The 19,959-nt window shown below is 66.8% G+C and carries 14 protein-coding genes; 5 read left to right on the top strand and 9 right to left on the bottom strand.

Going from position 1 to position 19,959, the window contains the following annotated elements:
- Positions 1 to 12 precede the first annotated feature (12 nt).
- Genes AC3WL8_RS00435 through AC3WL8_RS00425 form a run of 3 tightly spaced genes read right to left on the bottom strand, consistent with a single transcriptional unit; the run spans position 13 to position 3,629 of the window.
- Complete coding sequence (locus tag AC3WL8_RS00435) at positions 13 to 900, bottom strand: enoyl-CoA hydratase/isomerase family protein (RefSeq protein WP_492377704.1); 888 nt, start codon at positions 898 to 900, stop codon at positions 13 to 15.
- Complete coding sequence (locus AC3WL8_RS00430) at positions 897 to 2,390, bottom strand: class I adenylate-forming enzyme family protein (RefSeq protein WP_492377703.1); 1,494 nt, start codon at positions 2,388 to 2,390, stop codon at positions 897 to 899. Before AC3WL8_RS00430 ends, AC3WL8_RS00435 begins: the two co-directional genes overlap by 4 nt.
- A gap of 36 nt (positions 2,391 to 2,426) precedes the next feature.
- Entirely contained in the window at positions 2,427 to 3,629 is a 1,203-nt protein-coding gene (locus AC3WL8_RS00425; protein WP_492377702.1) for an aromatic ring-hydroxylating oxygenase subunit alpha, read from the bottom strand.
- A gap of 296 nt (positions 3,630 to 3,925) precedes the next feature.
- On the opposite strand from AC3WL8_RS00425, the gene AC3WL8_RS00420 reads away from it, so the two are divergent.
- The 5 genes from AC3WL8_RS00420 to AC3WL8_RS00400 all read left to right on the top strand — a co-directional run bounded on the left by AC3WL8_RS00420 (position 3,926) and on the right by AC3WL8_RS00400 (position 10,057).
- Positions 3,926 to 5,095: an aromatic ring-hydroxylating oxygenase subunit alpha gene (locus tag AC3WL8_RS00420; protein ID WP_492377701.1), complete on the top strand. Its 1,170-nt coding sequence runs from the start codon at positions 3,926 to 3,928 to the stop codon at positions 5,093 to 5,095.
- A gap of 44 nt (positions 5,096 to 5,139) precedes the next feature.
- Positions 5,140 to 6,360, top strand: a complete 1,221-nt coding sequence (locus tag AC3WL8_RS00415; protein WP_492377700.1) for a CaiB/BaiF CoA transferase family protein — start codon at positions 5,140 to 5,142, stop codon at positions 6,358 to 6,360.
- A 65-nt stretch (positions 6,361 to 6,425) separates the two neighbouring features.
- Complete coding sequence (locus AC3WL8_RS00410) at positions 6,426 to 7,964, top strand: class I adenylate-forming enzyme family protein (RefSeq protein ID WP_492377699.1); 1,539 nt, start codon at positions 6,426 to 6,428, stop codon at positions 7,962 to 7,964.
- 24 nt (positions 7,965 to 7,988) lie between these two features.
- Complete coding sequence (locus tag AC3WL8_RS00405) at positions 7,989 to 8,756, top strand: glucose 1-dehydrogenase (RefSeq protein ID WP_492377698.1); 768 nt, start codon at positions 7,989 to 7,991, stop codon at positions 8,754 to 8,756.
- Positions 8,741 to 10,057: an aromatic ring-hydroxylating oxygenase subunit alpha gene (locus tag AC3WL8_RS00400; RefSeq protein WP_492377697.1), complete on the top strand. Its 1,317-nt coding sequence runs from the start codon at positions 8,741 to 8,743 to the stop codon at positions 10,055 to 10,057. The genes AC3WL8_RS00405 and AC3WL8_RS00400 overlap by 16 nt, the downstream gene beginning before the upstream one ends.
- Before the next feature lie 62 nt (positions 10,058 to 10,119).
- Here the strand turns inward: AC3WL8_RS00400 and AC3WL8_RS00395 are convergent, their stop codons facing one another.
- The 6 genes from AC3WL8_RS00395 to AC3WL8_RS00370 all read right to left on the bottom strand — a co-directional run bounded on the left by AC3WL8_RS00395 (position 10,120) and on the right by AC3WL8_RS00370 (position 19,874).
- On the bottom strand, positions 10,120 to 10,440 hold the full coding sequence (locus AC3WL8_RS00395; protein WP_039013908.1) for a 2Fe-2S iron-sulfur cluster-binding protein: 321 nt from the start codon (positions 10,438 to 10,440) through the stop codon (positions 10,120 to 10,122).
- Between the two features lie 51 nt (positions 10,441 to 10,491).
- Positions 10,492 to 11,712, bottom strand: a complete 1,221-nt coding sequence (locus AC3WL8_RS00390; RefSeq protein WP_492377696.1) for an NAD(P)/FAD-dependent oxidoreductase — start codon at positions 11,710 to 11,712, stop codon at positions 10,492 to 10,494.
- A gap of 41 nt (positions 11,713 to 11,753) precedes the next feature.
- A complete protein-coding gene (locus AC3WL8_RS00385; protein ID WP_492377695.1) occupies positions 11,754 to 14,084 on the bottom strand; it encodes an enoyl-CoA hydratase-related protein in 2,331 nt (776 codons plus the stop codon).
- Entirely contained in the window at positions 14,071 to 16,212 is a 2,142-nt protein-coding gene (locus AC3WL8_RS00380; RefSeq protein WP_492377694.1) for an acetate--CoA ligase family protein, read from the bottom strand. The genes AC3WL8_RS00385 and AC3WL8_RS00380 overlap by 14 nt, the downstream gene beginning before the upstream one ends.
- 63 nt (positions 16,213 to 16,275) lie before the next feature.
- Positions 16,276 to 18,699 carry an efflux RND transporter permease subunit gene (locus tag AC3WL8_RS00375; protein WP_492377693.1) on the bottom strand — a complete coding sequence of 808 codons (2,424 nt, stop codon included), beginning with the start codon at positions 18,697 to 18,699 and terminating at the stop codon, positions 16,276 to 16,278.
- Between the two features lie 41 nt (positions 18,700 to 18,740).
- Positions 18,741 to 19,874, bottom strand: a complete 1,134-nt coding sequence (locus AC3WL8_RS00370) for a WD40/YVTN/BNR-like repeat-containing protein (RefSeq protein ID WP_492377692.1) — start codon at positions 19,872 to 19,874, stop codon at positions 18,741 to 18,743.
- Positions 19,875 to 19,959: the final 85 nt, after the last annotated feature.

The following is a 19,959-nucleotide window of genomic DNA, read 5'->3' as shown; positions in this document are numbered from 1 at the left end:
GCTGGTTTTTCCTCAAGACTTTTGGACGACAGTGTTCAGGTCGGGAAACGGCTGGTGGCCGGCATTGAAATCCTCCATGCGCCGCAGCGCGTGCGGACTGCGCAGCAGTTCCGCGAAGGCGCCGCGCTCCAGCGCCATCCCGGCGCCTTCGTCGGCCTCCCGCGCCGCCTGGTTCAGCCTGACGAGATGGGCCAGCGCGCCCGGCGCCCGTCGCGCCAGTTGGCGCGCGACGGCGCGCGCATGGGCCATGGCATCCGGCACGACGGCATGAACGAGACCGATCCGCGTCGCTTCCGCCGGTTCGACACACGTCCCCCGCAGCAGCATCTCCAGCGCCCTGGCATGCCCCACCGCCCATCCCAGCCGCTGCGTACCGCCGCCGCCGGGAATCAGGCCCAGTTCGACTTCGGGCAGGCCGAGGCGGTAGTCGCCGTTCTGCGCATACCGCAGGTGGCAGGCCAGCGCCAGTTCCAGGCCGCCGCCCATGCACCAGCCGTTGATCGCCGCGACCGAGATCCGCTCCGGGCTGGCGAGGCGGGCCGTGCAGCGATGGAATCCCGACTCCGTCGGCGGTGCCTGGGGGCTGAAACGGAGATCGCGCTCGACAAGCGTGCGGCCGCGCCGCGCCAGCACGCCAACGTCATAGTGCCGCACGAACACGCCGGGATCGTGCCCCGTCACGATGACGGTGCGGATGTCGGCCTGCGCGTCGATCAGGTCGAACGCTTCGAGAAATTCGCGCTCGCTCTGTGCATCGAAATAGCCGTGCGGCGGATTGAACAGCGCAAGCGTCGCGCTCGATTCGTCGCGGGACAGTTCGACGCGCGTTCCACGGAACAGGCTGGCAGCGCTGGCAGGTGTGGGTTGTGTCATGTCAGTCGGCACAGGATCGATGCTCAACGCACACGCGGCAGCGTCGCGACCATGTCGCGGTACTTCTCGCGCAGCGCCACCTTCGACAGCTTTCCTGTCGCCAGGCGCGGCAGCGGTTCGTCCGACAGCACCAGGTAGCGCGGCACCTTGTAGGCGGCCAGCCGCTCGTTGCAGTGGGAGATGATCTCCTCCGCGCTGATCGCGCGGCTCGCATGGACCACGGCCAGCGGCGTCTCGCCGAACTTCTCGTCCGGCGCGGCGATGACCACCGCTTCCTCGATGTCGTGGAACTGAAGAATGACGCTCTCGACTTCGGCAGCCGAGATGTTCAGACCGCCGGAGATGATGATGTCCTTCTTGCGGTCGACGAAGGTCAGCAGTCCGTCCTCGTCGAGCACGCCGATGTCGCCGGTGTACAGCCAGCCATCGCGGATCACCGCCGCCGTGGCCTCGGGATTGTTCCAGTACCCCAGCATCACGCCCGGGCCGCGCAGCACGATCTCGCCGGGCTGGCCGGGCGGGCAGAACTTGCCGTCGTCACCCATGATCCGCAGGTCGGTGAAGATGCCGCCGCGACCGCATTTCTCCGGCGAGTCCACCGCACGGTCGGCCGGCATGACCGTCGCATAGCCGCCGATCTCGGTCTGACCATACATCTGGCGGATGATGACGCCCTTCTGCTTCCACGTATCGAGCAACACCCGGCTCACCGCCGCGCCGCCCACCGTCACCAGGCGCAGGCTACTCAGGTCAGCCTCGGCAAACCCGGGGCAGGCGGTGATGCGCTCGGGGAAGATCGGCGCGCCGCAGAATACGTTGATCCGGTCCTGCTGGATCAGGTCCAGCGCGCGCTGGGCATTGAAGGCCGGCTCCAGGTAGAAGGTCGACCCGGCGGTCATGTACGTGACAAGTTGCACGAAGCCGGCGGAGGTGCTGAGCGGCGCACAGGTCAGCGCTCGTGCGCCCGGCGCGATGCAGCCGGGGAGATGCAGCACGAATTCAGCGACGGCGTTCGCCATGGACCGGTGCGAGTAGACCACGCCTTTCGGCCTGGCCGTCGATCCGCTCGTGGTGATGATCGCGACCGGGGCATCGGGCAGGAGGTCCGGCAACGCGGCGTCGCCACGCATCTGCGCAACCTCCGCAATGTCCACCACGGCGACATCCGTGCTAGCCAGCTTGGCGCGGTTCGCCACGTCCGCGAACGCGCGGGCCGGCCTGGTGTCGGCAAAGACCTCGGCAATCTCGTGCGCGGTCAGGCGCGTGCTGACGGGCAGCACGATAGCACCCGCCCGCATAGCCCCGAGGATGAGCGCACAATAGTCGATGGAATTTCCTGCGCAGATGGCGACACGGTCGCCCGGGCAGACGCCCATCTCCACCAGCCTTACCGCAATGCGGTCGCCGCGGTCGTCATACGTGCGATAGGAGATTGTCTCGCCCAGCACATGGATCGCGACTGTATCCGGCGTGTTCCTGGCCCACCAGGAAATTGCGCTGCTGAAAGTCAGACTCATGCTCGTTTAGCTCCGCGAAGAATGATCGGTCATTGCCTACGCGCCCGCCGCCGCGAGGCGGCGCTCGACGAACTCGTAGAACAGCGGAATGTTGGTCTCCATTCCCCCATAGGTCAGTTCCCGAATTGCCCCCGATTCGATGCCGCGCTGGGAGATACAGGCCGCGTGATAGTCCTCGTTGCCGAACACGTCGAGGATCAGTTCGAACGAGCGCGCGTAGAGTTCCTTCGCCTTGTCGTTGTCCGGCGGCGTGCGCGTCAGCATGAAATACTCCACCGTGGATTTCGCCGGGCCGTTCGGCTTGACGATCTTCACGCTGATGTAGTGCGGGCTGGTAATCACCACGGTGTTGGGGAACACCATGTAGGCGAAGGTCACGGACTTGTGGATGTTCTCGCCAGGCATGTCGAGCACCGACGGATCAAAATCCGCCTTGCCCGACACCTGCCGGATATGCTCGCCCAGCACGTCGACCACATTCGGCAGGTCCGCGAACATCCCCGCCACCGAGTTGGCGTGCAACCGCTGGATGTGATACGGCTCCAGGAACGGTTCGAGCACGAGCTTCCAGTTCGCATCGAGTTCGAACGTCTTGTGGCCGTATAAGTGCAGGCGCGGCAAGTTCAGCGCCTCGAAGTCGCTCACGAGCTCGTCGTGGATATGGCTGAAATCCGGCTCCACGTTGCGATCCAGCACGACCCAGATCAGGCCACCTGATTCCTTGCACGCGAGTTCCGTGAGCGGGTGGTCTTCCTTGCGCAGGCCGGCGAACACTTCCTGGCGCGGCACGCCGACGAGCTTGCCGGTCGCGCTGAAGGTCCAGGCGTGGTACGGGCAACTGACGCGGCCGGCCTTGAATGCGTCGGTGCGCTCCACCAGCAGGGAGCCCTTGTGCTGGCAGACGTTCAGGAACGCCTTGACCTCGCCCGTGGCGGTACGGCTCAGCAGGATCGGCAGGCCGTAGGCGTTGAGCGCCAGGAACATGTTCGGCTCAGGCAGTTGCACCGACAGGCCGACCGGCACCGGCAGCCGCCGGAAGATCGCGCGTTGCTCCAGCTCGTAGTGCGACGGGTCGGTGAAGATACCGGCCGGCCGCCGCGCGATGGTGGAGACCACCTCGTTCCTGTCATGGGGAGGAATGCGCCGTATGGCCGCGATCGCGCTGGGACCGAGCGACTCCAGCGTCGGCCTCAACACCCGGATGGCAGCCGTGCCCAGCGGGTTGTCCACGTCATTCATCTCTGACTCCTTCCTGAATCTCGCTGCAAAGTTGCTGTGGTTTCGGTTGCGTCGCCTGCCCGGCAGACCCGTCTGCATTCTATGGACCCGCCTCGCTGCGAAAAATCGTCGTTTTCGACATTTCTCGAATTGCGCCACGTGGTCCGCCGGCCCCCCCCGAAATCGTCTCTTACGACGACGACCCCCTTTGCCCCGGCCCTCTACGCTTCCGTCGTGCCATCTTGCGGAAGCAGGCTCTCCGAACACTCCTTCACAAGATGAACCGACCTACCGAACATTTCCAGCCAAGGAGCAATATGTCCGACCTGAAACAGGAGATTAGCGTCAATGCGGCCGTCGCTGAGACGATGATCTCGCATCTGATGAACGAGACCACGGACCTGGCCGACCGCGACATCCACGTACCCGTCGAGCATTTCGTGAGTCCGCTGCGCGCCCAGGCCGAGATTGACCTCATGAAGACGCTGCCGTTGCTGGTGGCGCACCGCAGCGAGCTGCCGAATCCCGGCGACTTCATCACCCGTGACGTCTTCGGCACGCCGCTGCTGCTCTCGCGCCAGAACGACGGCTCGGTGCAGGCCTTCCTCAATATGTGCAGCCACCGAGGCGGCCGCGTGGAAACGGGCGAATCCGGCAACCGGCGCGTGTTCACCTGCCGCTATCACGGCTGGTCGTACGACGCGAACGGCGGCGGGCTGCGGGTTGTCCCCTACCAGACGTCGTTCGACCCGATCAACTTCAGCACGCACGGCCTGGACCGGATCAAGACCGAGGAAGTACACGGCCTGATCTTCGTCGACTTCTCGAACAACCAGGCACGCCCTGTTGCCGACTACCTCGGACCCGAGGTGGAAGCGCAGATCGCGCCGTGGTACCTGGAGGATTCGACGATCCTGATCGAGAAGTCCTATACGCTCGACATCAACTGGAAGCTGCTGATGGACGGCGCCATCGATGTGCTCCATCCGCAATTCCTCCACCCGGGCGGCGTGGCCGAACTGGTCGAGACGAATGTCGGCGTGTTCCGCAGCTACGGGCGGCACGGCCAGCACTTCAGCTCGCGCAAGAAGCTGCGGGAACTGGCGAAAAACGGCGACGCGAGAAACCTCGGCACCAAGTACATCGCCTCCAACCTGGTCATCTATCCGAACACGATGATGATCGCGGCGCCGGAGCACGTCGAATTCTGGACCGTCTGGCCCACCGAGAATCCGGCGAAGGCCACCGTGCAGATCCGCTTCCTCGTGCGCAAGAACATCCTCTCGCCCGAGATCGAGCGCCGCGTGCGCAAGAGCTGGGACATCCTGGAGAACGCCGCCTCGACCGAAGACTGGCCGATGGAGGAATGGATCCAGCAGAACGCCACGGCGCGCCCCACCGGCACCTTCCGGTATGGCCGCAGCGAGTTATCGGCCCAGCACCTGCACCGCCAGCTTGCCCGCGATCTCGATGGCAAGGAACTCTGAGCGCCCCACCGGGCTTCACCACATCACGGCAAGACGGAGTCTTCATGTCAGGATATGACTTTCTCAACGGCGTCCGCGTGCTCGAAGTCGCGCATCTGGGCCCTTCGAGCCTTGGCGGCTATCTGGCCGACATGGGCGCCGAGGTCATCAAGATCGAAGGGGTCGATGGCGACCCCGTGCGCCACAGCAGTTCGCCGGCGATCGGGTCGCCCGACGGCGTCAGCTTCCTGCACCTGCGCTGGAATCGTGGCAAAAAGAGCGTCGGCCTGAGCCTCAAGAGCCCGGGCGGCGCGGAACTGTTCCGCAAGCTGGCGGCGAAGTCGGATGTCGTGATCGAGGGCATGCGGGCCGGCGTCCTGGACCGGCTGGGGTTGGGCTACGAGGACCTGCGCGCCGTTGCGCCGCACCTCGTGTTCTGTTCGCTGTCCGGGCTGGGCCGCGACGGTCCCTACCACACGCTCGGCTCGCACGGGCCGTCCTTCGATGCCTTTGGCGCCCTGTCCTCCACCAACCCGCATTCGCTGACGGCAGCGGAACGCGAAACTTCCAACTTCGCGCCCGTCGGCATGCATGCGATGGGCCTCAACGCAGCGCTTGGAACGCTGGCCGCCGTGTTGCGGGCCAAGCGTACCGGCCATGGCGCGCTGATCGAGGTCACGGGTGCAGAGTCGGCGGCCCACTGGCTGCCGGAAGGCGTCAACACGGTGCTCAATGAGGGCGTGCTGCATGAACGCCCTGGCTTCTACAACAGCGCGGGTCGCATGGCGCTGTGGTCGCGCCTGTGCGCCTACGACACGCGCGACGGCCAGAAGCTCTTCTTCCAGGGGATGTACGAGAAGTTCTGGCAACGCTTCTGCGCGCTGGTCGACCGGCCCGACCTGCAGGCCCGCTACGAGTCAGGCAAGGATCCCGCCGACGTCGACGAGGATATCCACGGCGAACTCGCGAAGATCTTCCTGACGCGGGACTTCGACGACTGGATGCAGTGCTTCCTGGAACACGACATCCCCGGCGGTCCGGCCAACTCGCCACGGACGCTGGCCTCCGACCCCCACTTCCTGGCGCGCCACAATACCTACGAGATGGAACATCCCGGCATCGGCACCCTGACGCTGACGGGCACGCCGGTCAAGACGCCGGGCCAGCCGTTCGCGCCATCGGCCGCGCCGGCCCAGTGGGAACATACCGACGACGTGCTGGGGAACCTGCTGGGGATAGGCGCGGACGAGGTGGAGCGTCTGCGTCAGTCCAATACGGTCTTCTAGCCACGCCACCCTCACGGGGTGAACTACGAATAACACGTCGTCATGGAACGACTTGGAGGAGAGACATGAATCTGGCTCGCTACGCCGACTACTGGGCGCGAATGCGCGGCGAATCGCTCGCGGCGGTCTTCAAGGAGCACCGGTTGTCCTGGGCCGACCTCAATACGCAGGCCAACGCAGTTGCCGCCGCCTTGCAGCAGGCGGGCATCGGCAAGGGCGATCGCGTCGGTTGCCTGCTGAACAACTGCATGGAATGGGTGGTCACGTTCGTGGCCGTGCTGCGGGCCGGTGCCATCCTGGTGCCGCTGAACCCGCGCTACGGCAACGGCGAGTTGTGCGAGATCGCCGCCCAGACCGACTGCACCGCCCTCGTGTCGGTTGCCGAGCACGTCGGCCGCATCAATCCGAAGGTGGCTGGCCGCGTGGCTGACAGCGGCGACATCCACATCGTCCCCATGAAGAGCGACGCGGCGCCCATTTCGCTGCGCGAGGCCGTCGCGGCCGGTGGCATTCCGGTGCCGGTCGAAACGGCTGCCGACGATGTCGCCGTCATCACCTTCACGTCCGGCTCCACGGGACTGCCGAAGGGCGCGATGCTGACCCACCGCTCCATCGAGGCGCACGCGTCGAGCGTGTTCAAGGTATTCGGCTGGACCAACGACGAACGCGTGCTGCTGCTCGCGCCGTTCGCGTTCACGGGCGGACTCATCTGCGTCTACACCCCGGCCTACATCATCGGCGGCGCCATCTTCATCGAGGAAACCCTCGACGCCGAGCGCGCCCTGGCCATCATCTCGCGGGAGAAGATCACCGGCCTGACTGGCGTGCCGATCCTGTGGGAGCGCATGGCCGCCTCGCCGGATTTCGCCGCCGCCAACCTCGGCTCGCTGAAGACCGCAACCACGGGCGGCGCCCCGGTCGCCGAGGCCTTGCTGAAGCAGTACACCGACAAGGGCGTCTGCGTGCGCCAGACGTACGGCTGCACCGAGGCCGGCGGCTGGATCGCCGTGCCCAATCCGCGCGAAGCGATCGCCAAGCCTTGGTCGTGCGGCTGGGCCAGTCCGACGCTGGAGTATCGCGTGGTCGACGTGAACGGCCGCGCCTGCGCCGTCGGCGAAGCGGGCGAAATTTTGCTGCGCGGCGAGCAGATGTTCCGCGGCTACTGGGCCAATCCCGAGGCAACCGCCGAGGCGTGGACCAATGGCTGGTATCGTACCGGCGACCTGGGCAAGCTCGACGAAGCGGGCTGCCTCCAGATCGCGGACCGCAAGAAGAACATGGTGATCTCGGGCGGCGTGAACGTCTATCCCGCCGAGGTCGAGCGCGCGATGAGCGGGCTGGACGGCGTCGAAGAGGTGGTCGCCTTCGGCATGCCCGATGCGACCTGGGGCGAGCGCGTGGTGGCCGTCGTCCACGGACAGGAAGTACTGGATCCCCAGAGCATCATGAAGGCCTGCCGGACCGCGCTGGGCGCATACAAGACGCCAAAGGAGATCATCATCAGCAGCAAGCCCCTGCCGCGCACGAGCACAGGGAAGGTCCCGCGCAACAACCTGCCCCAATTCTATGAAACGCTGCACGGCGAGACCCGTGCCGTCGCCTGACCTCCACCGTATCGGGAATCGACCATGAGACTGAAGGACAAGGTCGCCATCGTGACCGGCGCCAGTTCCGGGCTGGGACAGGCGATGGCGCTGCGCTTCGCGCGTGAAGGCGCCCGGGTGCTGGCCGTGGCCCGGCGCGCCGACAAGCTCGAGGAGATCGCCGCCAGGGCAGCCGACTATCCGGGGGGCGTGATGCCCTTCCGGGGCGACATGCGAGACAAGGACGACATCCGCCGGATGGTGGCGGTCGCCGTGGAACGCTTCGGCAGGCTCGACGTGCTGGTGAACAACGCCGGCATCAACGACGATTTTTCCGCCGTCGCCGACATGAAAGAGGAACTCTGGCACGACGTCTTCGCCCTCAACCTCGACGCGGCGTTCCTCGCCAGCAAGTTCGCCGTCCCGCACCTGATCGAACGCCGCGGCAACATCATCAACATCGCCTCCATTGGCGGCACCGAGTACGGCCGCTCCGGCGTGGCGTACACCGCCTCCAAGCATGCGCTTGTCGCGATGACCAAGCACACGGCCTTCAACTACGCCCCCACCGGCCTGCGCTGCAACGTGATCTGCCCCGGTCCCGTGGAAACGCCCATGGTCCAGGCGGCGATGGAGCAGGCAGGCAGCATGAACCGCGACGGTGCGCGGCGCGCCAACTCAGGCATGAAGAACCTTGTCCGCATCGGCGAGCCGGAGGAGATCTCGAACATCGCCTGCTTCCTCGCGTCCGACGAGGCCAGCCTGCTCAACGGCGCGGTTGTCGTGGCCGATGCCGGGTGGACGTCGTACTGAGCGACGGCTCCGGCTTTTTCCTGCAATACCCGAAGGCGCAGCCGCGCCTTCGTCCTCTCCCGCAACACCAGGCGCCCAGCGCCCCGGCCATCGGAGCGATGCCCGGGTTCCTCATCCACGGCGCCATCCCCACACCCGAGGAGCCAAGCATGTATTTCAGTCCCGAACGGAACCAGTGGTTCACCGAGCGGCTTTTCGCCCACGTGCGCGCGGGCACCACCGACCAGGCGGCGGGCATGATGGAGTACGACCTGTCCATGTATGCCGATCCGGATATTGCCCGGCAGGAACGCGAGCGCATCTTCCGCCGCCTCCCGATGATGACCCTGCTGAGCTCGCAGCTACCGGAGGCCGGCGACTTCGTGACGGTGCGGCTGAACGAGACCAACGTGCTCGTGACGCGACAGCCGGATGGCAGCGTGATGGCCTTCGTCAACGCCTGCCGGCACCGTGGTGCCACCGTCGTCACGCAGGAGAGCGGCAAGCGCCGCCTGTTCAGTTGCCCATATCACGGCTGGAGTTATGCCCCCGACGGGAAGCTGAAGGCGATCTCCTTTCGCGAGACGTTCGGCCAGCTCGATGCGCCGCGTGATCTCGTCAGGCTTCCGGTTGAGGAGCGCCACGGCTTCATCTGGATCGTGGAAGACCCCGCCGGCAGCATCGACATTGCCGCGCATCTCGGTCCCGGCATGGACCGGCTGCTCGCCGAATACCACCTGGAGCAGTTCTTCTGCTACCGCACGCACGAGCTGGAATTTCCGCAGAACTGGAAAGTGATGCTGGAGGGCGTGCTCGACGGCTACCATGTGTCGTTCGTGCACGGCGACACGATCAAGCCTTACTTCTACCTCAACATAATGGTGATCGACGACTTCGGGCATCACCACGTCACGGGCACCCCGCGCCGCACGATCGACACCATCCTTGACCAGCCGCCCGGCAGCAAGCCGCTGGACGACTATGCGGTGTTCGGCAACCTGGTGTCGCCCAACACGACCTTCGTGCTCCATCCGCACCACATCGAGCACTGGACGCTCTATCAGGACACGAAGGACCCGGGCCGGTGCCGCGTCCAGCTACGCATCCTGACCCGCACCCGCGAGCACGACGAGCGTGACGAGGCGATCATGGCGAAAAACTGGAGGATTGCCGAAGCCGCGATTGTCAACGAGGATGTACCGGTGGGCAACAGCATCCAGTCCTCGGCGGGCCATCCTTTCGGCAGCCCGGTGCTCCTTGGCCTCAACGAAGTGGGCAACCAGGTGTTCCATCGAGCCTGGCGCCACTATATGGGTGTGTGAGACGCCCTTGAGCGCCCTGAGGTGCGACGGCAGGCGTGCTGCCAGCCGTCGCACTGGCTGGTTCAGTACTGCGAGACCGGCAGGCGGACCACCAGCCCGTCGAGCGCCTCCGTCACCTTGACCTGGCAGCCGAGCCGGCTGTTCGGCGCGGGGTCCACCACGCATTCGAGCATGTCCTTCTCCATGGAACTAGCCGGTCCCACCTTGTCGATCCACGCATCGTCAATGTAGCAATGGCAGGTGGCGCAGGCGCCGGTTCCGCCGCACTCACCGATGATGCCCGTGACCCCGTGATTGACGGCCTCCTGCATCAGGCTCAGGCCCGGCTTGGCCGCCACCTGGGTGGCCGTGCTGTCGTGGGCAATGAAAGTAATCGAGGGCATGAAATATCCTGTTTCGGTCCTGTTTCTTCTATTCTCGCTTCCGTGGTGGCCTCAGAAGCAGTCCTTGATGTCGATCGATTCGTCGGCGATGCGCGCCATGTCGGCCGAGCGGCCTTCCGCCAGGAAGCGCTTCGTCACCATGAATTCCTTCGCGCGGTTGATGCAGTCGACCGCGATCAGCCTGCCTTCCCGGAAATAGAAGGCGGAGAAGCTCCGGCTTTCGCTGGCGCTGCCGCGCAGCACGACCTGGTCGTAGCCCGTGCACAGACCCGCGATCTGAAGCTTGAGTTCGTACTGGTCGGACCAGAACCACGGCAACGCGCGGTAGGGCAAGCCTTTGCCGCACAGGGCCAGGGCGGCGGTGCGCGCCTGGTCAGTGGCGTTCTGGACGGATTCCAACCGCAGCCGGCGGCCGTAGATGGGGTTGTGGTGGTTGCTGCAATCGCCTACTGCGAAGATGTCGGGATCACTGGTGGCCCCGAATTCGTCGACGAGGATCCCGTCGTCGACCCGCAATCCGGCCGCCTCGGCCAGTTCCGTGGCTGGCACCACGCCGACGCCGATGATGACCGCGTCGGCGGGAATCGTGCGTCCATCGCGAAGGCGCACGGCCTGCACGGCCTTGTCCCCCTCGATGCCGGCCATTACGGCCTGCGTGACGATCTCGACGCCCTCTTCCGCATGCACGCGGGCATAGAAAGCGGACACCTCCGGCGCCGTCACCCGCTGTAGCAGGCGCGGCATGGCCTCCAGCACCGTTACCTGCATGCCCGCGGTGCGCAGCGAAGCCGCCGCCTCCAGGCCGATATAGCCGCCGCCGATCATCACGACACGCTTTCCGGCACCGATGAACTGCCGGATGCCGCCCACATCCCCGACGGTGCGCAGGCAGTACACGCCGGGCAACGATGCCCCCGGCACGTCCAGCTTGCGGGCACGCGCGCCGGTCGCCAGCACGAGCTTGTCCCAGGACAGGCTCGTGCCGTCATCCAATTCCACGCGCTTGCGCCCGCGATCCAGCGAGGCGACCCGCACCCCAAGGACGGTCTCGACCCGGTTCTGCGCATAGAACGCCTCCGACCGAATCAGCAACTCGTCGCGGGACTTGTCGCCGCACAGGAAGCCCTTCGACAGGGGCGGCCGGTGGTAAGGCAGGATCGGCTCATCGCTGACGAGCGTGATCGCGCCGCTCCAGCCTTCCTGTCGCAGGCTCGCCACCATCTGCGCCGCGGCGTGACCGCCGCCGACGACTACGCAATGATCTCCACTCATGTTCCGTGCCTCGCATTTTTTCTCTGTGCTGCTGTCCGGGCCTACTCGCCCTTCCACTGCGGCGCGCGCTTCTGCGCAAACGCCAGCGGACCCTCGCGCACGTCGTCCGACCGGAACAGGCCGGCCACCGCCGGATAGCGGTTCTGCCGGATGTAGGCATCCGCCATCGTCGGCTCCGCCAGGCCTTTGTTGACGATCTCCACGGACGCGCGTATCGACATCGGGCTGCAGGCCATGATCTCTGCCGCAAGGCGCCGGGCCTCCTCCATCAAGCCGCCCGGCGAGGTGACCTGGTTGACGAAGCCGAGCGACAGCCCCTCCTGTGCGCCCACGCGCCGGCCGGTCAGGATCATCCCCATCGCCTGCTTCAGCGGAATCTGCTGCGGCAGCCGGAGCAGCCCGCCCGCCAGCGCGGCAAGGCCGACCTTCGGTTCCGGCAGGGCGAACACCGCATTGTCGGCGGCGACGATCAAGTCGCACGCCAGCGCGATCTCGAAGCCGCCGCCCATCGCCACGCCGTTCACTGCCGCGATCACCGGCTTGGTGCGGCCGAAGCGGGCAGTCAGGCCGGCAAAGCCGGTTAGGGGCGGCTCGATGCTTTCGCCGCGCGCCATCGCGGTAGCGGTGAACTTGAGATCGTTGCCGGCGCAGAAGGCACGGTCGCCCGCGCCGGTGATGATCGCCACCCATTGCGACGAGTCGCGATCGAACGCGTCGAACACCTCGGCCAGTTCCGCGTTGGCGGCCGGGTGCAGGCAGTTCATGGACTCGGGACGGTTGATCGTGACGATTGTCAGGTGGCCTTCGCGCGTCACGCTGCAATACCGGCGCGGCAGTTGCCGGCGATCGCGCGGTTCGGCGCCGGCTTCCCAGACGGGCAGGCCGAAGGTGTCGATCCGCACGTGTCCCGCGCCGCCAACGGCGGTACGGGCGGTGGAGAGCAGCAGTTCCATCGATGCGCCATCGTCCGCCATGACTTTCGCCATCACGCGCTGGTTGGCGGGCGTGCGTCCGATCACGATGCCGTGGAGCGGCTTGCCATCCCGCGCGTACTGCACGGTATAGGTCTCGACGGTGGCCGGGCCCTGGTAGTCCTCCACCAGTGCCGGCACCTCGGCGCGCGTGCGATCCGCCTCGTCCTGCACGGAATACTCCAGCGCCAGCGGGGCGGCCGGCGGCTGCATGCTGACAACCAGCGTGTGATGCTTGTTGACATAGCCGCCCTGCCCGTACAGCAGGCCGACCTCGCCCGGCGCCGCGCGCAACGCGCGCACCATCGCGCAGATGGCGTGGCCCATGTAGTTGTTCAGGGGGCCGCCGAAGAAGGTCAGGCCGCCGGTCACCGTCGGCACATGTCCGGCGGGATCGAGGCCCAGCGTGCGCAGCGCCATCTTCGGCACGACCGGGAAGCAGCTATACAGTTCCAGTTTGTCAAAGCGGCGCGCATCGCCGCCGACGAACTCCGTCGCCCGACGCAGCACCGCCGCCTGCGCGGTGCTGTGCGCGTAACCGTCGCGCAGCAAATAGTCTTCCGGCTCGCACGCATGCGCGCCGCCCCAGATATGCACCATGCGGTCTTCCGGTACCCCGGCGGCACGCGCCGCCGCAAGGCTCGTGACGATGACCGCCGCCGCCTGGTTGACCTGTGGATTGGCCACCATCAGCTTCGGATAGGGCCAGTTGATCAGGCGGTTCTGCTCGCTGACCTCCGCGATGGCCTGCGCGTCCGGCGCCTTGCCGATCCACGCGGACGGATTCGTGGCCGCCACGCCAGCGTACTGCGCCCACAGGCGGGCCGACTCGGCCTGCGCCTGCTGCGGCGACTGGCCCCATGCCGCCTGCGCTGCCATCTCGTACAGCGGGTAGACCTGCGCCGGGTCCATCACGCGCAGGCGCTTCGCCACGCGACTAATCGCGAACCGGCTGGAGGGGAACTCCACCGCCTCTTCCTTCGAGACCAGCGGGCTCCAGTCGAGCCTTACCTTGTCCTTGCGGGCCCGGGCGCGGGCATGCATCGCCTCGCCCCCGACGATGGCGGCCACCGCCTGCTCGCCCCGCGCGATGCGCACGGCGGCTTCGTGGACCAGGCGGGTCGGCGTCTCGCCGCCAATGCTGGCGTTGACCTTGCGCGCCGGGTCGATGCCGAGGCGCTGGCAAAGCTGCGTGACGGGGTCGGCATAGCGCCAGCTCACGAAACCGACGACTTCGATGGATTCGACGCGGGACAGCAGCGCGCCGCCACTGTCGGCCTCGGCGGCGCGCAAGGCTTCCGCCATCAGCGCCAGCGGCTCCTGCGACTGCGCGGGATCGGCGGGCCGGTCGACGAACTCACCGACGCCGACGATCACGGGAATGTGCTCAGGCTTGTTCATTGACAGTGCTCCATTCGGTCAGGCCGTCCAGCGCTTCGATCCGGACGCCATCGGCCAGCAAGGGGTTGATCTCGAGCGATATGAGGTCCGGGCCGAGGGCGAGGGCCGCCTGGCCGATGTCCACCACGACGCGCGCCAGCGCCTGGCGGTCCACGGCGGCGGCGCCACGGAAGCCGTCGAGCAGCGCGCGGCCGCGCAGTTCGTCGAACATCGCCAGCGCATCCTGCTCGCTGATGGGCAGCAGGCGCATGCTGGTGTCCTTGAGCGCCTCGACAAAGACGCCGCCGAGACCGACGACGATGGCCGGGCCCCATTGCGGGTCGCGCAGCGTACCGACGAACAGTTCCACGCCCGTGGTCCGCATGGGCGAGACGATCACGCCGCTGATACGCGCCTCCGGACGAGCCGCGCTGACGGAGGCCATGATCCGGTCGTATGCCGCGCGCACGGCATCGTTGCCGCGCACGTTGAGCACCACGCCGCCGACTTCGGTCTTGTGCGCGATGTCGGGCGACAGGATTTTGAGCGCGACCGGCTCGCCGAGGGAGGCAGCTACGCGCACGGCCTCGTCGGCGGAATCGACGATGCTCGCCGGCACGACCGGCACCCCCTGGGCGGCCAGATAATCCAGCACCTGCCGCTCGGTGGCGGGACGGCCGCCGGCAACCTGCGCCGACGCCGCGACGACGGCCGCCCTGGTCTGGCGCGTTTCCCATTCCCCCCGGCGCAGCAGGTGCCCGATCGCGCTCAGGCAGTGGCGCACGCCTCCGCCCGAATAAACGACGCCGCACTCCTCGGTCAGTGCCCGCGCATCGGCATTCACCGCCGAGAACGTGCTGCTCATCATCAGGCACGGCTTGCCGGTGGTCTTGAAGCCATCGCCGACATGCTTGATGAACATCCGCGCCGCACCGCGCTTGTCCTCCTTGAGCGGCGCCTCGAACATGAAGCCCAGGATGCCGACCGACGCGTCACCGGCCAGCGTCGCCAGCGTGCGCGAAATCAGTTCGGGCTGGAGCATGGCGGCGCCCGTCAGGTCGAGCGGGTTCGCGGGTGTCGCGAGCGCGGGCAGCGTATCGCGCAGCGCACCGGTGGTTTGCTCCGCGAGTTGGGGAATCGGGATGCCGCCGGCTTCCGCCTGGTCCGTCACGATTTCGCACAGGCCGCCCGACATCGCCGACACCGCCAGTCCCTTGCCCCGCACCGGACCGAGCCGTGCGAACAGGTCCGCCGTCACGACAAGTTCTTCCATCGAATGCACGCGCGAGATGCCGACCTGGCGGCACATCGCGTCGAAGACGCGGTCGTCGCCCACCAGCGAGCCGGTATGCGCCTGCGCGGCGCGGGCGGCGGCCTCGCTGCTGCCGACTTTCAGCACCACAACCTGCTTGCCGGCGGCGCCGGCGGCCTTCACGGCATCGATGAAGCGCGCCGGGTTGCGCACCGATTCCAGGAACAGCGCGATCGCCTTCGGCTCCGGCAGCCGCGCCAGGTATTCGATGGCGTCGGCCACGTCGATATCCGCCTCGTTGCCGGTGGAAATCATGTGCGTCAGGCCAACGCGCTGCTGGTAGGCGAACTGCTCCAGTTGGCTCGCCACCGACCCGCTTTGCGAGACGAGCGCGACATTGGGATTCGCCATTGGCCGGCGCAGCGGCGTGGTCCAGATCGGCGTGCTCGCCACGAAATTGGCGAAACCGAGGCAGTTGGGCCCAAGTATGCGGATGCCTGCCGCACGTGCGGCGTCCGCCATCCTGCACTGCCGGTCGGCGCCGGATTCGCCCACCTCGGCAAAGCCAGCCGACAGGATGACCGAGCCACACACGCCGGCCTGCTCGAGATCGTCGAAGACCTCGGCCATCTTCGATTCCGGCACCATCAGCAGCGCGGCGTCGATTTCCTCGCCGGTGGCGGCGCAGCTTGTCGCTGCCGGCGCACCGAAGAAGGTGCCGCCCTTAGGGTTGATGAAATGAAGCTTGCCTGAAAAGCCGAAGCGCATCAGGTTGTCGTATGCGGCCGTCGACCAGATGGACCGTTCAGTCGCGCCGACCAGCGCGATCGAGCGCGGGTTGAACAGCCGTTCGAGCGAGGCTTTGGTTTGGGGGCGGGGTACTGTAGCGTTTTGCACTTTATGGCTCTCTGTTGCGGATACGGGCGGGCACGCCGGTGCCCACCGGCGGTCATTTGGCGGTCAATTGGCTTCTAGGGGCTTGAGCGCAGCGCCTGCCTGCGGCCTGGCCGGGACTTTCTTCAGCAGGAAGTGCGAAAGGCTCGGGATCAGGACCAGGGCGCCGACCATGTTCCACAGGAACATGAAGGTCAGCAGGATGCCCATGTCGGCCTGGAACTTGATGGGAGAGAACGCCCACGCACCCACGCCGGCGGCCAGCGTGACGCCGACCAGCGCGACGACCTTGCCCGTGAAGCGCACGGCGCCACGGTAGGCTTCCGCCAGGTCCGCGCCCTGACGCATCAGCGTCAGTTGCGCGCTGACGAGGTAGAGGGCGTAGTCCATGCCGATGCCCACGCCCAGCGCGATCACCGGCAGCGTGGCCACCTTCACGCCCATGCCGAGCTTGACCATCAGGGCCTCGCACAGGATGGAGGTCAGGATCAGCGGCAGGATCGTCACGACCGTGGCGCGCCAGCTACGGAAGGTAATCATGCAAAGCACGATCACCGACAGGTAGACGAGGACGATCATGGTCCGATTGGCCTGCTTCACGACGATGTTCGTGATCGCCTCGATGCCCGCCGAACCGGCCGCCGGCAGGAAGCGCACGTCGGCGCGGTCGTGGGTGGCGGCAAACTGCTCGGTGGCTTCCAGCACGCGGCCGAGGGTGTCAGCGCGGTGATCCGTCAGGTAGGCCACTACCGGAGTCACCGAGCAGCTTGAATTGACCACATCAGGATTGGCGTCCTGCGCGCGCAGCACCGCCGTGTTGACGAGGCTCTGGTTATGGCTGACCGAAATCCACTTCGGCGCCGCCTCGTTCAGCCCGGCCGAGACGTTGGCGACGGCGTCGGCCAGCGACGTGGTCGTCTGCACGCCTTCCACGTCGCGCAGGGTGGCGTCCAGGCGGTCGATGTCCATCAGCACCTGCGGCTTCAGGCAGCCGTCCCGCTCGGACTTGACGATCACCGCGAACTGGTCGGACGACAGCCCGTAGTGCGAAGTGATGTAGGCGTTGTCGAGGTTGTAGCGCGAGTTCGCGCGCAGTTCCGGCGCGCCCGGGTCCAGGTCGCCGATTTGCAGGTGCAGGCTGACGACGAAGCCGCCCAGGGCCAGCGCTGCCGCAGCCAGCACCGTCGGCAGGGCCCAGCGGCGTTCGGTGAAGCGGTCGAGCAGGTCCCACAGCTTGCCGAGGCCGCGCCCGGAATCCGCCGCCTCGTCGCTGCGCAGGCTGTGCTGCGCCGCCCGGCCGCTCACGCCCACGTACGACAGCAGCGTCGGCACCAGGATCAGGTTGGTGAACACAAGCATGGCCACGCCCAGGCTGGCGGTCACGGCAAGGTCGCGGATGACCGGGATGTCGATCACTGCCAGCACGGCGAAGCCCACCACGTCGGCCATCAGCGCGGTGAAGCCGGCGAGGAAGAGGCGGCGGAACGTGTAGCGGGCGGCCACGTACTTGTCCATGCCGCGGCCCACGTCCTGCATGATGCCGTTCATCTTCTGCGCGCCGTGCGAGACACCGATGGCGAACACGAGGAAGGGCACCAGCATCGAATACGGGTCCAGCTCGTAGCCGAACAGCCGCACCAGCCCGAGTTGCCACACCACCGCCACGACCGAGCACGACAGCACCAGCACCGTGCTGCGGACGCAGCGGGTATAGGCGTAGATCAGTCCGGCTGCGATCGCCGCCGTGAAGGCGAAGTACAGCATCACCTCGCGCAGGCCCTCGATCAGGTCGCCAGCCAGCTTGCCGAAGCCGACCACGTGGATCTTGATCTTGCCGGGCTTGCCGGGGACGAGGCTGGCCGACTTGGCGCGCAGTTGGCTCTCGATATCGCGGCCGAGCCGGCCGTAGTCGATGCGTTCGCCGGTATCCGCGTAGCGATCCAGCAGCGGCACTACGATCATGCTGGAGCGCAGGTCGTTCGCAACCAGGGTGCCGACCAGGTTGGCGCGGCCGACGTTGGTCCGCAGGTCGGCAATGGATTGCGGCGAGCCGTTGTAGTTCGCCGGCAGGACCGCGCCGCCCCGATAGCCTTCCTCGGTGACCTCGACCCAGCGCACGCCCGATGTCCAGATCGACTTCATGAAGGGGCGATTGACACCTGGCAGGAGGAACAGCGTGTCGTTGACCGCGCGCATCGCTTCGAGGTACTCGCGGTCGTAGATGTCGCCCTCGGTGTTCTCAACCACCACCCGCAGGTTGTTGCCCAACCCGCGCAACTCGTCGCGGTTCTCCAGGTAGTTGCGGATGTAGGGATGGGTCTGCGGGAGGAGCTTGTCGAAGCTCGCGTTGACTTCCAGTTTCGCGGCCAGGAAGCCGAGGACGACCGTGATCAGCACCGCCAATGCCAGGACCCAGGGGCGGTGATTGAAGACCAGGCGTTCCAGGACGTTGCCGGATTTGGGATCGAAGGCGGAAGTCGCTTCCGTCATCGGTGCATCCGTTCCATTCTGCTGTACATGCATGGGCGACCTCATTCCGATTTGATGCTGTTGCTAGCGGCCATCGCGCCCGCCACCGTGGCGACCGGCTGGCCGGCCGCACCCGGCGCGACCACGCGCACGCCATGCGCGCCGGTCAGCAGCAGTTGCCCGTCGCGGGTCTTGCTCACGCCGAAGACTGGCACCGGGATGCCTTGTGCAAGACGGTTCATCTTGTTTGGGGCGGCGCCCGCTTCCAGCAGTTCGCCGGCCGCGCTGGTCAGGATCAGGCGGCCGTCGGCCAGGAAAATCCCGCCGGTCAGGTTGCTTTGCGTGCCGGTGTCCAGGCGCTCCCAGCTTTTGCCGGCATCGCGGCTGCGCAGGGCATTGCCCCGGAGACCGAACACGGCAACGTCGTCGCCATTGCCCGCTATGCCGAAGAAGGTGCCCGGATAGGGCGTGGCCACGCGCTCGAAGCGCCCGGTGGCCGGGTCCTGCTTCAGCACCAGTCCCTGCTCGCCGGCCATCCAGAGCGTGCCGGCGGCGCTGGCGAGGCCGTAGAGATGCATGTTCAGCGGGTTGTCGATCTGTTCGCCGATCGGGTGCCAGTTGCGGCCGCCGTCGTCGGTGCGCAATGCCAGGTTGTAGGCGCCGATGGCAATACCGTGCGTGGCGTCGGTGAAGCGCACGTCGAACAGCGGACGGCCCGGGCCGTCGGCCTTGAAGAGTTCCGCTTCCTGCAGGTCGCGGCGCGCGCGTTCGTCGCCGGCGTCCGCCGCCGGCTTGCTGTGCTTGATGAGCAGGTCTGGCAGGGTGCGGCCGTCGAGTTGCCGCTCCCAGGTCAGGCCGCCGTCGTGCGTGTGAAGCACCACACCGGCATGCCCGACCGCCCAGCCCTGCGTGGCCGTCGGGAAATTCACGGCCAGGAGGTCCGTCGACACAGGCACCTTCGCCTGCTTCCAGTGGGCGCCGTTGTCATCGGAGGTCAGCACGACACCCCGCCTGCCGACCACGACCAGCCGGCCGTCCGGGGTGCGCGTGGCACCCACCAGCATGGCACGCTCGGCATTGACGCTCATCCGCGCCGGCTGGTCCAGCGGGTCCAGGAAGACGTTTGGCGCGGCGCTTGCCAGTTGAGCGCCGAGGAGCGTGGCCGCGGCAAGACCTATCCTTATCGCTGGATACATGAAAGACCTCGAGACGATTGTGGAGCGAACCGATGTGGGAGATTCAGGGAGCGGTCCGGTCAACCGGGTTGCACCGGACCACTGC

The sequence above is a fragment of the Cupriavidus sp. FW305-F7 genome (genome assembly GCF_058782875.1).
The sequence above is the reverse complement of the archived record's forward strand: the minus strand, read 5'-3'. Positions and strand labels throughout refer to the sequence as shown.